General features: G+C 51.0%; 12 protein-coding genes. 7 read left to right on the forward strand and 5 right to left on the reverse strand.

From position 1 onward, the window contains the following. Positions 1 to 29 precede the first annotated feature (29 nt). A complete protein-coding gene (locus QD47_RS14830) occupies positions 30 to 1,769 on the reverse strand; it encodes an ABC transporter ATP-binding protein (protein WP_044646862.1) in 1,740 nt (579 codons plus the stop codon). Next, positions 1,766 to 3,520, reverse strand: coding sequence for an ABC transporter ATP-binding protein (locus QD47_RS14835; protein WP_044646863.1), 1,755 nt, complete (start codon positions 3,518 to 3,520; stop codon positions 1,766 to 1,768). The genes QD47_RS14830 and QD47_RS14835 overlap by 4 nt, the downstream gene beginning before the upstream one ends. Positions 3,521 to 3,670: 150 nt before the next feature. Here QD47_RS14835 and QD47_RS14840 point away from each other — a divergent pair, with 150 nt between their 5' ends. The 3 genes from QD47_RS14840 (at position 3,671) to argS (ending at position 6,772) form a co-directional block, all read left to right on the forward strand. Then, entirely contained in the window at positions 3,671 to 4,561 is an 891-nt protein-coding gene (locus QD47_RS14840; protein ID WP_044646864.1) for a LysR family transcriptional regulator, read from the forward strand. Positions 4,562 to 4,655: 94 nt separating this feature from the next. Continuing rightward, positions 4,656 to 5,096, forward strand: a complete 441-nt coding sequence (locus QD47_RS14845) for a YwiB family protein (protein WP_082067191.1) — start codon at positions 4,656 to 4,658, stop codon at positions 5,094 to 5,096. Next, positions 5,093 to 6,772: an arginine--tRNA ligase gene (argS, locus tag QD47_RS14850; protein ID WP_044646865.1), complete on the forward strand. Its 1,680-nt coding sequence runs from the start codon at positions 5,093 to 5,095 to the stop codon at positions 6,770 to 6,772. Before QD47_RS14845 ends, argS begins: the two co-directional genes overlap by 4 nt. 83 nt (positions 6,773 to 6,855) lie before the next feature. Here argS and QD47_RS14855 read toward each other — a convergent pair whose 3' ends face one another. Together QD47_RS14855 and QD47_RS14860 are read right to left on the reverse strand one after the other, a co-directional pair. After that, a complete protein-coding gene (locus QD47_RS14855) occupies positions 6,856 to 7,716 on the reverse strand; it encodes a hypothetical protein (protein ID WP_044646866.1) in 861 nt (286 codons plus the stop codon). A gap of 127 nt (positions 7,717 to 7,843) precedes the next feature. Further along, positions 7,844 to 8,737, reverse strand: a complete 894-nt coding sequence (locus tag QD47_RS14860; protein ID WP_044646867.1) for a LysR family transcriptional regulator — start codon at positions 8,735 to 8,737, stop codon at positions 7,844 to 7,846. 201 nt (positions 8,738 to 8,938) lie between these two features. Between QD47_RS14860 and QD47_RS14865 the strand changes: the two genes are divergently transcribed. From QD47_RS14865 to QD47_RS14880, 4 genes are read left to right on the forward strand one after another with little or no spacing between them, the layout of a single operon-like run. Further along, positions 8,939 to 9,943 (forward strand): ABC transporter ATP-binding protein, encoded by a 1,005-nt coding sequence (locus tag QD47_RS14865; RefSeq protein ID WP_044646868.1) that lies wholly within the window; start codon positions 8,939 to 8,941, stop codon positions 9,941 to 9,943. A 21-nt stretch (positions 9,944 to 9,964) separates the two neighbouring features. Beyond that, entirely contained in the window at positions 9,965 to 11,035 is a 1,071-nt protein-coding gene (locus QD47_RS14870) for an ABC transporter substrate-binding protein (RefSeq protein WP_044646869.1), read from the forward strand. Positions 11,036 to 11,039: 4 nt separating this feature from the next. After that, entirely contained in the window at positions 11,040 to 12,710 is a 1,671-nt protein-coding gene (locus QD47_RS14875) for an ABC transporter permease (protein WP_044646870.1), read from the forward strand. Beyond that, positions 12,707 to 14,071 carry an MBL fold metallo-hydrolase gene (locus QD47_RS14880; RefSeq protein WP_044646871.1) on the forward strand — a complete coding sequence of 455 codons (1,365 nt, stop codon included), beginning with the start codon at positions 12,707 to 12,709 and terminating at the stop codon, positions 14,069 to 14,071. The genes QD47_RS14875 and QD47_RS14880 overlap by 4 nt, the downstream gene beginning before the upstream one ends. Positions 14,072 to 14,094: 23 nt before the next feature. Here the strand turns inward: QD47_RS14880 and QD47_RS14885 are convergent, their stop codons facing one another. Further along, entirely contained in the window at positions 14,095 to 15,255 is a 1,161-nt protein-coding gene (locus tag QD47_RS14885; protein WP_044646872.1) for a S8 family peptidase, read from the reverse strand. Between the last annotated feature and the right edge of the window lie 165 nt (positions 15,256 to 15,420).

The following is a 15,420-nucleotide window of genomic DNA, read 5'->3' on the forward strand; positions in this document are numbered from 1 at the left end:
CAATCGGCTTATCCCCTCAGCCCCCTATGCTAGGCCGTAGTGAACTGGCTGTTATAGAGCGAGGCATAATGCCCCCCGCTTGCAAGCAGACCCTCATGGGTTCCGCTTTCGACCACATCGCCGTTTTTCATGTATAAAATCAGATCCGCTTCGCGGATGGTCGATAGTCTGTGGGCGATCACAAAGCTGGTGCGTCCGGCAATCATTTTCATAAACGCCTTCTGAATACGCGCTTCTGTCAGGGTGTCTATACTGCTGGTCGCTTCATCCAGAATGAGCATAGGTGGATCGACGAGGATTACCCGCGCGATGGTGAGTAGCTGCTTTTGACCTTGCGACAGGCTGTCGCCTGAGCCGCTGATGACCGTATCGTAGCCATGAGGCAGCCGCTTGATGAAGCTATGTGCATTGGCAGCCGTTGCAGCCGCGATCACTTCTTCTTCCGTCGCTTCAGGCTTTCCGTAAGCGATATTGTCCCGAATCGTACCGCTGAACAGCCATGTATCCTGAAGCACCATGCCAAAATTAGTCCGCAGGCTATCCCGGCTCATGTCATTGATATTTACCCCGTCGATGGATATCGAGCCGCTATCTACATCATAAAAGCGCATGAGCAGGTTGACGAGCGTTGTTTTGCCTGCCCCGGTTTGACCGACAATCGCAACACGGGTACCCGGCTTAACCTCCAGACTAAAGTCCGTAATGAGCGTACGCTCCGGGGTATAGGAGAATTTGACATGATCAAAAAGAATCGTGCCTTTGCTGCGTTCCAAATGTACGGCGTTCGATTTTTCCGGCTGCTCAGACGGTGAGTCCAAAATAGCGAATATGCGCTGGGCAGAAGCCGTAGCGGCTTGGAACTGAGTCAGTACCCCTGTGATTTCATTAAAGGGTTTGGCGAACAGGTTCGTATAGATCAGAAAGCTTGACAATCCTCCTACCGAAATTACACCCAAAATGATGGATATACAGCCGATCATCGCCGTGACCGAGAAGGTCATGTTGTTCACCAGCCGGGTGGAGGGATTGGACAATGATCCATAAAACTGTGATTTTACCCCGGCTTGATACAATTGGTCATTTTTGGCGGCGAATTCGTCAAAAGAGCGGTTTTCATAATGAAAGGCTGTAACCACCCGCTGTCCGCCAATCATTTCCTCCACATAACCATTCAGGCTCCCTAAAATTTGGGCCTGTTCGCGGAACATGCGTTGGGATCGTGTGGTAATAAACCGTGCCACGCCATACGTAACCGGGGCTGACACCAGCACGACCAGCGTCATGATCGGACTGATATACAGCATGAGCACAATCGAGCCTATAATCGTAATCATCCCGGTAATCAAGGTGGAAAAGCCTTGAAGTAGCCCATCCGACACAGCATCCATATCGTTCACAAAACGGCTGATACTGTCACCTTGTGGGTGATTGTCATGAAAGCTTAATGGCAGGATATTAAAATGATCAAATAACTCTCGCCGCATATCATTGACCGTCTGATAAGCAATACGGTTCGTCAAATAGGTGAGCAGCCAGCTAAACAAACTGCCTACGGCATACACCATGCCTAATCCGGCAAGAATGTGCGCAATCCCTCTAAAATCCACCACACCCTTATCCACCATGTGGTCGATGGCCTGACCAATCATGTAGGGGCCGATCAGACTGGCAAGCACGCTGAGAATCGCGCTGATGATGACCCAAAACGTTGTTTTTTTATATTGACCCACATAGGTTAATAATCTTCTCCAGGTTTCCTTACCGCTCATTGGTCTACCTCCTGCGTTGAGAGCTGGGAACGATTAATTTCCTGATATACATCTGAGCTGCTCATCAACTGTTCGTGTGTGCCGACACCGACAATCCGCCCTTCATCAAACACAATAATTTTATCAGCATGCTGTACGCTGCTGACCCGTTGCGATACAAGCAGGACGGTCATGCTGCTGCTATTTTCCCGTAACGATGTACGCAAGGCGGCATCGGTTGCAAAATCAAGTGCACTTGAGGAATCGTCCAAAATGAGGATTTGCGGATTCCCTACAATAGCTCTGGCAATGGTTAGACGTTGCTTTTGACCTCCCGACAGATTAAGGCCCCCCCGGGCAATCGGAGCATCGTATTTTTCGGGCAGATTGGAAATGAACTCATCCGCTTGCGCGATGGCTGCGGCTCGGGCAACTTCCTCATCGGTGGCGTGTTCATGACCCCAACGAATATTCTCCGCTATGGTGCCGGTAAACAGCAGCGCCTTCTGTGGAACAATCCCGATTTTCTGACGCAATGGCTCAAGCTTATATTGGCGAACGTCAATGCCATCGACTTGAACACGCCCCTCCACCGCATCATAGAACCGGGGAATGAGATTCACAAATGTAGATTTCCCCGAACCCGTCCCTCCGATGATACCGACCGTTTCACCAGGGTAGATGTTTACGGTAACATCGCTCAGCGTCAATTGTCCCGTTTGGTTGTATCCGAAGGAGACGTGATCAAAAGCGATAACTGGTACGGTTTTTTGTGAGGACGTATGATCTTTACTTGGCTGACCTTCAGATGTAGCAACATCGGAAATCGAAGCTTGTGTATCCAGAACTTCCTGAATCCGTGCTGCCGAGGTTGCGGCCTTGGTGAACAGAATGATTAAATTGGTCACCACGATCAGAGCCAGCAAAATCTGCGTGATATAATTAATAAAAGCAATAATCTCCCCTTGCGTAAGAGATCCATATTGAATATGAATGCCGCCGACCCACAGAATCGCAATAATGGCTCCGTTGACCACCAGCAAGGTGGCTGGGCTGAGCAAAGCGGAAATGCGCCCGACACGGATGGCGGTTTGGGTCAGGTCATCCGAGGCTGTATTGAACTTGACTCGCTCGGTTCCTCTTTTGGCAAAGGCCCGTATGACCCTTACCCCTGTAAGATTTTCGCTGAGCACAAGAGCGATGTTGTCCAGCTTTTTCTGATACTGGCGATACAGCGGCGAAGCCTTCGTGATCACCAGATACAGGATCAAAGCCAGAATTGGCGTAGCCGCCAACAGTACCAAAGCGAGGCGGAAGTCCAGAATCATCGACATGATAATAGCCCCAATGCAAATAAAAGGAGCGCGAATGACCAGACGAATCAGCATCGCCACAGCCGTCTGGAGCTGATTCACATCGTTCGTGATCCGATTAATGAGTGAGGGCGTACCAAACTTATCCAGATCGGCATAAGAGAACGATGAAATGTGCTTAAACATCGTATTGCGCAGCGTGGTTCCGAATCCCTGAGAGGCCCGGGCTGCGTAGAACTGGCACACCATTGAACTGCCAAAGCCCAGCACGGTCATAAGCAACATCAAAAAGCCCATCTGCCAAACATAATGGGTATCTCCTTTGCCCACGCCATGATTGATCATTAGGGCTACCATGGTAGGCAGCAATAATTCCAAAATCGCCTCAATCAGTTTAAACAGAGGTCCAAGAATACTTTCCTTCCTATAAGGCTTCAAAAAAACAGCAAATTTCAGCAAATAAACCATCACCTAACATGAATATTGTATAAAGCCCGTTGCCCCAACCTGATAACTGAATATGATTATGGCATATCCCAAACTATATGAATAATATTTAATATATATTAGAGGTATAGGTTTTACATATATCAGTACCGGAGGTTCATGATGGAATTGAGACATCTCAAGTATTTTCTTGCGATTGCAGAGGCGGGACAAATCACAGCGGCAGCTAAAAAGCTGCAAATTGCACAGCCTCCCCTCAGTCAGCAGCTCATGCAGCTGGAGGAAGAGCTTGGTGTTAAGCTCATGCATCGAGGCCCGCGAAGCATTCATCTGACAGAGGCCGGAATCATTTTGCAGAACAGGGCCAAGCAGATTTTGGAGCTGACGGATGCCACGACGAGGGAAATAAACGATTTTGCTATGGGTATGAAGGGAACGCTCACGATTGGAACCGTCTCTTCTTCCGGCGCAGCCCTGATGAAAGACAGGCTTTCCGAATTTCACAAAACCTATGCGGGCGTAAAATTCGAAATCCATGAGGGAAATACGTTCATGATCCTCGATCTGTTGAACAAGGGGATTGTAGAGGTCGGTATCGTCAGAACGCCGTTCAACACCACCGATCTGGGGTGCAGATATGCAGCCTCGGAGCCGATGGTCGCGGTGATGACAGAAGAGCATGACTGGAACCCTGACCAGAAGACGATTCCACTGTCTGACTTGAAAAACAGACCGCTAATCATATACCGCCGCTTTGAGCAATTGATCCACGATGCCTGCATGAAGCATGGCTTTGAGCCGAATTTCTTTTGCAAAAACGATGATGCCCGCACTACGCTTCACTGGGCTAATGAAGGACTGGGTATCGGTATGATTTCGCGGTCCGCGCTGTCTCTGGGCAGCAATAACCAGTTAATTGTGAAGGAAATTATGTGTGAAGAATTGCATACTCGTGTGGCGGCTGTCTGGCTCAAGGATAAATACATGTCTTCACTGGCTTCCCGATTTATCGAAAGCTTTAGCCAAGCAGCCGATGGAGTCACTCCGCAGTAGCTGTTTTTTTTGTGGATGAAAGCATCTTTTTGTAAAATCTCATTTGAATTGCAAACGGGAACTGGATATAGTAGTACAGTAGGATAGCGATAGAATGGAGTTTGAACACATGCCACACAATGCAAAGGTCCAAATCCGTCTTCATAGTCATCACGACGGAGAAGATGTGGTACAGGAACTTCCCGGAGAAGCCATCATGCGTGGGAAGCATCTATATATAAGGTACGATGAGCCCCAAGAGGGACCTGAGGGCGGAACGATAAGGAATACGGTCAAAATCGGACCGGATGAGCTCAAGCTGATCCGTCACGGCGAAGTGCAATCAGAGCAGTCATTTGCGCTGGGACGAAGATTGCCTGGATTTTACCGATCGCCTTATTTAAGCCTGAACATGTCTGCGCATACGCAGAAGCTCGATATTCGAATGGACGGATTTACCGGACAGGTGAGCTGGACTTATGATCTGTACGTATTTGAGGATTTCTCGGGGCACTTTGCCATCAGTTTGCATATACAGGAGGAGCAACAATCATGACAAGCAATCCACTGGAACTCATTAATCAAAAGGTGACCTCAGCTATCGAGGCAGCGGTACTGGCTGCCGGAATCGTGAGCCGCGAAGAGCTGCCGACGATTACGCTGGAGGTGCCGAAGGACAAGTCGCACGGTGATTTGGCTACAAACGCTGCGATGCAGCTCACCCGCATTGCGAAGAAAAACCCGCGTCAAATTGCAGAAGATTTGATCGCAAATATGGACTTGGCTGCCGCTTCAATTGAAAGCGCGGAAATTGCTGGACCGGGCTTTATTAACTTCCGCCTGAACAAGAGCTACCTCTATGCAGTTATTCAGCAAGTGCAGGAACAGGGAGCAGATTACGGACGTGTGCAGGAAGGTGCAGGCAAAAAGGTACAAATCGAGTTTGTCAGTGCGAACCCGACAGGTAGCCTTCACTTGGGCCATGCGCGCGGTGCGGCAGTAGGGGATGCCCTCTGCAACGTGCTTGATTTTGCCGGATACAAAGTAACTCGTGAATACTACATTAATGATGCGGGTAACCAGATTTACAACATGAGCCGCTCGATTGAGGCGCGTTATTTGCAAGAGCTGGGACAGCCTGCTGAGATGCCGGAGGACGGTTATCACGGTGAGGACATCGTCGGGTTTGCCAAGGAGCTGGTGGCTGAGAAGGGCGATTCTCTGCTGTCTTTGACACCAGGCGACCGCGCAGCATATTTCCGTGACTACGGTTTGGAAAAGGAACTGAACAAGATCAAGCGCGATCTGGAGTTGTTCCGTGTACCTTTTGACTCCTGGTTCAGCGAAACATCGCTGTATGAAAACGGTGAAGTGCTTAAAGCGCTGAATGAGCTGCGTGACCGTGAGGAGATTTACGAGAAGGACGGAGCCACATGGCTGAACACAACCAAGTACGGCGACGATAAAGACCGTGTCTTGATCAAAAATGACGGTACATACACGTACCTGACCCCGGATATCGCTTACCATCGCGACAAATATGCCCGTGGGTATGACACAATCATCAACATTTGGGGAGCGGATCACCACGGCTACATTCCACGGATGAAAGCAGCTATGGAAGCACTGGGCAATGACCCGGATAAGCTCAAAGTGCTGATTGCCCAAATGGTCAGTCTGTTCCAAAACGGGGAAAAGGTAAAAATGTCCAAACGTACCGGCAAGGCCGTGACGATGGAAGACCTGATGGAAGAAGTGGGCGTGGACGCGATCCGTTACTTCTTCACGATGCGCAGCATGGATTCACATTTGGATTTTGACATGGATTTGGCGATTTCCACTTCCAATGAAAATCCGGTATTCTACGTGCAGTATGCCCACGCTCGCGCGTGCAGCGTATACCGTCAAGCCGAGGAGCAAGGAATTGCCGTACTGCCGTTGGCAGAGGTTGATCTGTCCAAACTGACGGCTGAGCATGAATACGACCTGTTGCGCAAAATCGGCGAGCTGCCGGAGGAAGTATCGGTAGCGGCTGCGAGCTTTGCGCCACACCGTATGATTCGCTACGTCTATGAGCTGGCATCGTTGTTCCACAGCTACTATAAAGCAGAGCGCGTTATCACTGAGGATGCCGCTCAAACGCAGGCCCGCTTGGCGCTGTTTGGCGCGGTCCGCACCACCATTGCCAATGTGCTGAAGCTGGTAGGCGTGTCTGCACCGGAACGCATGTAAGCAAACCACTTTAATGATAAAAGGAACCGTCCGTACCATCCCCAGCAGGGTGGCATGTGCGGTTCCTTTTTTGTTCGAGTAGCTTAGTAGCGTTCCAGCACTAAATTCGTTTTCAGGGAATCGGCGGGAACCAGCCATCCTTTGGATTGCAGCAGATTGATCAGCTTGGTGCGATTGCTGGAGGCAACGCTGTAGTCCGAGGTTTTGAAGGAGATTTCAATGATGGTATCTGTACCTGATCCGTTCGCACTGCGGATAGGCCAGACTTCAACATCGGTATCCAATCCCTGGAAGCTTCCTCCATATTTGCTGACCTGTACAGGACCGCGTACTCTGGAGTCTGCCAAGGCTTGTTTGCCCCAGTTGCTGGTTTTCCAGTTTTGCAGCTTGCCCGGAAGATTGTCCAATAGTTGCTTTAACGCCTGATCCGGGGAAGGAAGAGTTAATCCTTTGGAAGCGTTCGTTTTTTTATCATTGGAAAAGCTCAGCGTCTGCTTGCTATAACCCCAATCCACCTCAGCATCGTAGTTATCGTCGGATGCGCTGAAGCCTTCTTTATTCGCTTGGTTGAGAGCCGCGTTGATATCTCCGTTCGTGACTGTGTACCGCTTTTTGTAGGTTAATTCATAATTCTTTTTATCCTCTTTTTTGCGAAATCTCACGTTCCAGCCCTCGTTGTTCAATTGCAGTTGATCCGTGTCAAAATATTCGATGCTCAATCGTTGCGCATCTTCGCTAATTTGAAACTCGTTGGCTACGCTGCTTTTCAAAGAGCCGTCCGCATTGAGGACCTGAGCTGTATCCAGCAGCAGCTTTACCTCATAGCTTGGTGTGGCATTGGCGGCAGCCTGTGCAGGCTCGGCACCTTTCCATCCCGTTACAAGCAGCACTGCACTCAGGGTTAGTACCGATAAAGCCTTTGTGATACGAAGACCAGTTTTCATCCAATCATCTCCTGTTCGTCCGAATGGGGGTACACGCTACACTTTACGGGTGTAATGTCAGTCGTATGTCAAGGCAAGCGGGTACTCCGGTTAAAAAATTACATAATTTCTATATGACAGGTAAGATTTATTCTTGGTTCCCTGACAAATATTCAGCAAATTGGCGGATTAGCGCCGAGCGGTGACGGTCCTTATTGCTAACCATATAAATGTACCGCTCCACACGTTGGCCCGGAATGGGCCGTATGACCAGCATCCCGCGTTCGACCTCGGACTGCACAGCTATGCGGGAGACGAAAGAGACGTGTTCTCCCAGCATGACCGCCTGTTTGATCGCCTCCAGCGAATCCAGCTCCAAATAGGAGGGGAGGCGGCGTCCGCCACGCTCCAGCCATTTGTCAGTCATTTGGCGTGTGCTGGAATCCTTGCCGTGCAGCACGAAAGAGGAAGAAGCGATTCGCTCAGGTGTTAAATCGGTTTCGCTTGCGAGCGGGTGCTCAGGTGCGCAGATTAGTACCAGTTCATCCTCGCCCAAGGATTCCGATACAAGCGTGGGCACTTGAAACGGCTCTGTTGAAATAACGCCAAGGTCGATTTCGTGACGGGCAAGCATGTCCTTGATTACCGGAGCAGTTTTCACGGACAAGGCAATATGAATTCCCGGATGTTCCCGGGCAAAACGGTGCAGCACCGCAGGAAGCACATAGGTAGCTGGTACATAGCTTGCGCCGATTCGAATGCTCCCCCGCTGGAGTGTGTCGAACTCGCATACGACCCGCTCCGCCTCGGCGGCGAGCGCATTAATCTTGCCGGCATAGTGGAGCAGCGCGTGCCCGGCATCCGTCAGGATGATTTTGCCCATACGCGTGTCGAACAGCTTCACCCCCAAATCCCGCTCCAGATTTCTCATATGAAAGGTAATGGTCGGTTGTTTCAGACCGAGAAGCTCGGCTACTGTGGTAATTTTATGGTGCTTGTCCAGTAACTCTACAATATGCAGCTTCAGAAGACTTAAATTCACTTGGAATGCCTCGCTTTCACGTTGATCGGAAATTCATGCCCGCTCCATGCGCGGCGGTATCAATCCCCTCTATATAGATTAAATCTATGAGTGTTAACACAATTCATTGAAATAATTAATTTTGTTTTAACTTTCCAATAACACAGGCTGCGAATTCAAGCTTTACACTGGGGTCAGTCATAAGAACAGGCAGGTAATGCGATGAATCAGGATCTATATATTCACGGGTTGAGTAAAACCTTCGGCCATATGACCGCATTGCACGAGACGAATCTGGTCGTACGGCGGGGACAATTCACGACACTGCTCGGTCCATCCGGCTGTGGAAAAACAACGCTTCTGCGTATGATCGCTGGGCTGGAGACGCCGGATACCGGCACGATCACGATGGGAGAGGAAGTTCTTTTTTCGGCTGAACGCAAAAAGGATATTCCTGCGCATCTTCGTCATTTCGGCATGGTGTTTCAGGATTTCGCGTTGTGGCCGCATATGACGGTGTTTGAAAACGTGGCCTTCGGCCTGCGAGCGGGCAAGCATGGAAAAGGCCCCGGTTCTGGTAGCGGTCGTGGCAAGGAGCTGCGAATAGCGGTGCTGGAGGCGCTGGACAAGGTCAGACTGTCGGGGATGGAGGATCGGTATCCTCATCAGCTGTCTGGTGGCCAGCAGCAGCGGGTCGCTTTTGCCCGCGCGGTTGCCATCCGGCCGCGGCTTGTCTTGTTCGATGAGCCGCTCAGTGCGCTGGACGCGGTGCTTCGCGAAGAGATGCGCATCGAAATGCTGTCGCTGGTGCGCGATCTCGGGCTGACTGCCCTGTACGTCACCCATGATCAGATCGAGGCCATGTCGATGTCCGATGAAGTGGTCGTCATGAGAAGCGGACATATTTTGCAGACCGGAACACCGGAGATAATCTACGGTCGCCCATCTCATCCAGAGGTGGCGAGGTTCATCGGTAAATCGAACTGGCTGGAGCCGGAACGGACGCTATTCCGTCCCGAGCATGTCCGCTGGGAACAGGATCAAGTAGACCAGCATTCTTTTACAGTGGAGATTCGTCATATCAGTTATGTTGGAGACCGTTATGAAATCCGAATACGGGCAGAGAACGGCGAGCTATGGACTGCATATCATTCCACCCGCTTGCCTATCGGGGAACAAAAGCAAATTTGGGTATCACCGCAACACATCCACCAACTCGATTCATAGGGAAAAGGGGTATAACACAAGATGATGAACAAGCACGTTTTTCGTACAGGTTGGAAAAAGGGCGCGATGCTCGCATTAACATTGACCTTTGGACTGGCTGTCGCAGGCTGTGGAACGGCTACACCATCCAAGGATGGAGCGCAAGCCACCGGATCAGCAGGACAAGCCGGGGCGGCATCCACCGATCAGAAGCTGGTTGTCTACAGCGCAGGCCCTGACGGGCTGGCAAAAAAGCTGGTAGCGGGGTATGAGGCGCAAAGCGGAGTGAAGGTCGAGCTGTTCCAGGGAACGACGGGTAAAATTTTGGCCCGGATGGAAGCTGAGAAGGCGAATCCGGTAGCAGACGTAGTGGTACTGGCATCTCTTCCGTCCGTGCAAGGCTTGAAAAAAGACGGTCTCACGCTCCCTTACCCGGATGCCAAAAACGCGGACAAGCTGAATCCCGATTGGTCCGACAAAGAAGGCAACTACTTCAGCACCAGTGCTTCCGCATTAGGCATCGCGTACAACACGAAGCTGGTGAAGACACCGCCGACTTCATGGGCCGATCTCGCGAAGCCAGAGTACAAGGACCAAATTAACATTCCTGATCCGTCGCTGTCTGGTTCGGCGCTGGATTTTATGACAGGCTACCTGAGTGCCAATGGCGATGGGGGCTGGACGTTGTTCGAGCAGTACAAGGCTAACGGCGTAGCGATGGCTGGAGCCAATCAGGAAGCGTTGGACCCGGTCATTACCGGAGCCAAAAGCATGGTCGCTGCTGCGGTCGATTACATGACTTACAAGGCCAAAGCCAAAGGCGAGCCAATCGACATTGTTTATCCGAAGGAAGGAACAGTCATCAGCCCGCGCCCTGCGGCGATTCTCAAATCGACACAGCATGAGCAGAATGCCAAGGCATTCATTGACTATCTGCTGTCGGACGAGGCACAGAAGCTGGTAGCGGACGCTTCCTTGCTTCCGGGCCGCACGGATGTCAAAGCAGATAAGCGCGCCAATCTGGATGAGATTCCGTTGCTGAAAACCAATTGGGAATGGATGGGCGAGCACGGGCCTGACGTGACGGAGAAGTTCACGCAAATGTTCAAGTAAGCGGATGGGGGTCTTATCCGTCAAACAGATCAGAGCGTGGTGTCTGACGCTCGCTCTGATCGCGCTTGCTTTACTGATCGTGCTGCCGTTACTACAAATCTTCATCCAAAGTGTGTATGTAGATGGACGATTACAATGGTCTGCGCCTTTCCAGACGTTGGCTGCATCCCGATTTGCGGGTGTGCTGTTCGGCTCGATCTGGCTGGGCATCTGTGTTATTGCCGGAACGACGGTGCTTGCACTTCCGCTCGCGTGGATCATGTCCAACACGCGTCTCGCTAGCTGGCGCTGGTTGGACGTGGTGCTATTGATTCCGTTTATGACCCCGCCCTATATCGGGTCCATGGGTTGGATTTTGTTTATGCAAAAAAACGGGTATCTGGAGCAGTTGTTTCCGAGCCTGCATTTCTTGACCCCGTTCTTTTTCAGCTTTGGCGGCATGGTGATGATCATGAGTCTACATCTGTTTCCGTTCCTGTACCTGCTGCTGCGCGGTGCGCTGGTTAGGATTGGCGGCAGTCTGGAAGAGGCCGGATCCGTTATGGGCGGCGGCTTTCTGTACAGGTTCCGCCGGATCATTTTACCACTGCTGCTGTCGGCTTACGGAATGGGCGCACTGCTTATTTTCGTCAAAACGATTGCCGAGTTTGGAACCCCCGCCACCTTTGGACGACGTATCGGGTATGAAGTCATGACATCGGAAATTCACAAATACATTTCCAGTTGGCCGATTGATTTTGGCAAGGCGACATCAATGGCCTCGGTGCTTTTAACCGCCTGTCTGCTCGTATGGTATGTGCAATCGGTAATCAACCGTAAGTACACATACAGGCTGGTAGGTGGTAAAGGTTCTCGTCCTTCCCGTCTTCGTGTATCTGGCTGGACTACGGGATTAAGTGTCACATTTATCCTATTGTTGCTAATTGCGTCCATCGGTATCCCTTATTTTTCAATTATCGCTGCTTCCACCATGAAGCTGCGGGGGATCGGCTTGGCTTGGGATAACTTTACGCTCGATTATTACAAGGAACTGCTGTCTTGGGGCTCAGAGAGCATGGAGGCGCTGCTGAACAGCGTATTTCTCTCTTTGGGTGCATCGACGATTGCCGTTGTGCTGGGCACATGGTTTGCGCTCGTTATTGGCGGCTCACGTACGAGGCTCCAGCGGACAGTGGATGCATTCAGCTTGCTTCCGAACACGGTTCCGGGGATTGTTATGGTAGTCGGCCTTATTTTATGGTGGAACTCGCCGTGGATGCCGATTCCGTTGTATAACACGTACGGTATGGTCATTCTGACGTATGTTGTCTTGTTTGTTCCTTATACAGTCCAGTATGTCAAAAGCGCCTTTACGCAGGTAGACACCGCTCTTTTTCAGGCAGGACAGGTGTTTGGCGGTCGCCCGTCTTATGTATTCTGCCGGATTGTGCTGCCGCTGATTTTACCAGGGATGCTGGCAGGCTGGATGATGACCTTTACCATTGCTTCGCGCGAACTGGTCGGCTCATTGTTGATTTTGCCGCCATCCGTCCAGACGTCTGCAACCTACATATTTGCCCAGTTCGAACAGGGGCAGGTGTCGCTTGGTATGGCAATGGCGGTCATATCAGTCGGTTTGACCACACTGCTGCTGATCTTAATGGAAAGCTTAAACTCGCAAAGAAAGTGGAAATGATGATGACCAAGCTTCGAATTTGGGGTGGTGCGGGCGAACACGGCCGCTCCTGCTATGTTTTGGAAGGAAAGCAGCATCGTATCATGCTGGATTGTGGCGTGAAAAAGGAAGGAACCGGGCAGTATCCGGTTTTTCCGCCGCAGGAGGCTGAGAGGCTGACTGCTGTATTGCTGTCTCATGCACATGAAGATCATTCAATGGCGCTCCCCTTACTGTATAAGTATGGATACCGGGGAGAGGTTTGGACGACAAAGGCCACTGCGGAACAGTTAGGTTCCTATTTTCGCTCCTGGCATACTTATGTAGAATCGAGAGGCGGCAAATTGCCATACGACGAACGAGATATCGAATCCATTGCTTACCGTCATCTGGAGGATGAAGCGCCGTTAGGGGTGTGGCAGGAGGCTTGTCCGGATGTACGGATCATGTGGGGACGCAGTGGGCATTTGGCTGGCGCAGTGTGGTACGTGGTAGAAATGGAAGGGAAGCGGTTATTCTTTTCGGGAGACTACAGCCGCGAATCCGAGCTGCTCGCTGCTGACGCACCGGAACCTAATCTAGCCGATATCTCCATTATGGATAATGCCTATGGCATGGATATAGACCCGCAACCTGTGAAGCTGGAGCGGCTGCGGGCCGGGATGGAACAGATATTGTCTTCTGGTGGTCATGTGCTGCTTCCAGTACCCGCCTTTGGCCGGGGACAGGATTTGATCGTGTGGGCCAGCGAGCAGTTCCCTGAACAAGCAATAATTGTAGAGCCGGACATATGGCAGGGATTACAGCGTTTGAGCCGTTTGAAAGAATGGCTGCGCCCGGAAGCACCCGTGCGGATAGAACATGTGCTGCACAGTGGCAGGATCTTTGTGCCTCGTGATGCTGCGGAGCGAGCACGGCTGCTGGAACAGAATACTGCGGCTGTGATCGTAACCGGAGATGGCATGATGGATTCGCCACGGGCGCGGTGGTACTATCAGTATTTATCAGATCATCCGCCGAGTGCAGGGGATGGAGAAGGTAGCGGAAAAAGTAATCTTAACGGTGTTATTTTGACGGGACATGCTGCGAGTGGTTCTTTTGGTAAACATCTGCTGGATTGTACGAATCAAAAAACGCGTCAGAAAACAGACCAGAATGACTGTTGTATAGTTCGGCATTTGATTTACAAGGTGCATCAGGGGGTATCGGATGTGAGGCAAATGTTGAAGGAGTTGCCCGGTAAACAGGTTGTGCTCGTTCATGCGCCCAAGCCGCAGACCGATCTTGTGCGTGACGAGCTGATAAGAGAAGGCTGGACTGAACAGGAAAGCTCTGTAAAAGCCATTCACTCTTTGGGGCCGGGCGCAACGTTAAACGTTTAGAGGTAATTCATTTACTTCATCAGTTATTTCGTTCCCTCCTGCATCAGTCGGAAGGCATCGACTTCTCCAAGTTTCGTGGATATAGAGTTGCGCCCGGTGCTTTTACGAAGGCGCAGCGGTGTAGCGGTACGCTTGAGCAGTGCTTTGATTTCTCCAGGCTCCATTTCCGGTCTCAGTGAAAGGAGTAGGGCAATACTTCCAGTCACATGGGAAGTAGCCATAGACGTGCCGCTCATTTCGTGATGCTTGCCGTGTATCCATGAGGAAATGATCTTTTCACCCGGCGCGTACACGTCTACAAATTGTCCCCGGTTGCTGAAAGGCGCGATGCGTCTGTATTTATCAGTAGCTCCGACCGAAATGGTCTGGGAATAACGGGCGGGGTAGTCAATACTCCGACGCTTACCCTCGTTTCCTGAGGAAGCTACGATCACGATACCGTTTTGGTACGCCTTGTTTACCATATCAAGCAGCGCTTTACTGCGCGATTTCATGCCGAAGCTCATATTGATGATATCGACACGATTCAATACACACCAGTCGATGCCAAGAATAATATCCGAGACGTAGGCGGCCCCGTTATGGTCAAACGCTTTTACAGGATGAATTAGCGCCTGTGGTGCTACACCAACCATACCCTCGTCATAGTTGGATGCCGCGATGGTACCGGCAATATGAGTGCCGTGACCGTTATCGTCATAGGGCAGCATGGTCCGATTAAGCAGATTGATGCCTCTGGCAAGAGAATGCCGCAGATCAGGATGTTGAAAATCCGCTCCTGTGTCGATCACACCAATCCTGATTCGGTTTCCTGTAGAGGAAGGCCAAGCCTTGTAGGCGCGTACCTGTTTGACTCCCCACGGCATGGGCAGGTTTTTCTCCGTCCTCGGCATGTGGGCCGCTCCTCCATGTACCCTCATGCGCGTATCTTCTTCAACGGTAACACCGTTGTGATATTTGCCCAGCCTGTCTCCCACTGGAAGCGGGGCGATCAGAGCGCGAATCAGACGCGCTGGTTGTACTTGCCGTAATCCCGCAAGCTCTGGTTTCAGCTTCCTGAGATAGGACAGGCATTCCCGGTATTGGTGAGGCTTATCGAACGTAATGATATGTTTGTGCCGTCCACTGCCGGACGGCTCCGAAATGCCCTCGTGCAAACGCTGCAAAAAACCCGGATAGTCCATTTGAGACAGTCCCCCTCCGATGAGCCATGCTGAGGTATTGTATGAGCAAGCGTCAGCAGCGGCATGGGAAACCTGCCCCTTTTTTATTGAAATAGGCCTGCTTGTCGTGTCAAAGTGATCGTGGACACATACGATACATGGAGGGCATAAGCTCTTGTGCAACAA

The organism is Paenibacillus terrae (assembly GCF_000943545.1).
GTDB classification, from domain to species: Bacteria; Bacillota; Bacilli; order Paenibacillales; family Paenibacillaceae; genus Paenibacillus; species Paenibacillus terrae_A.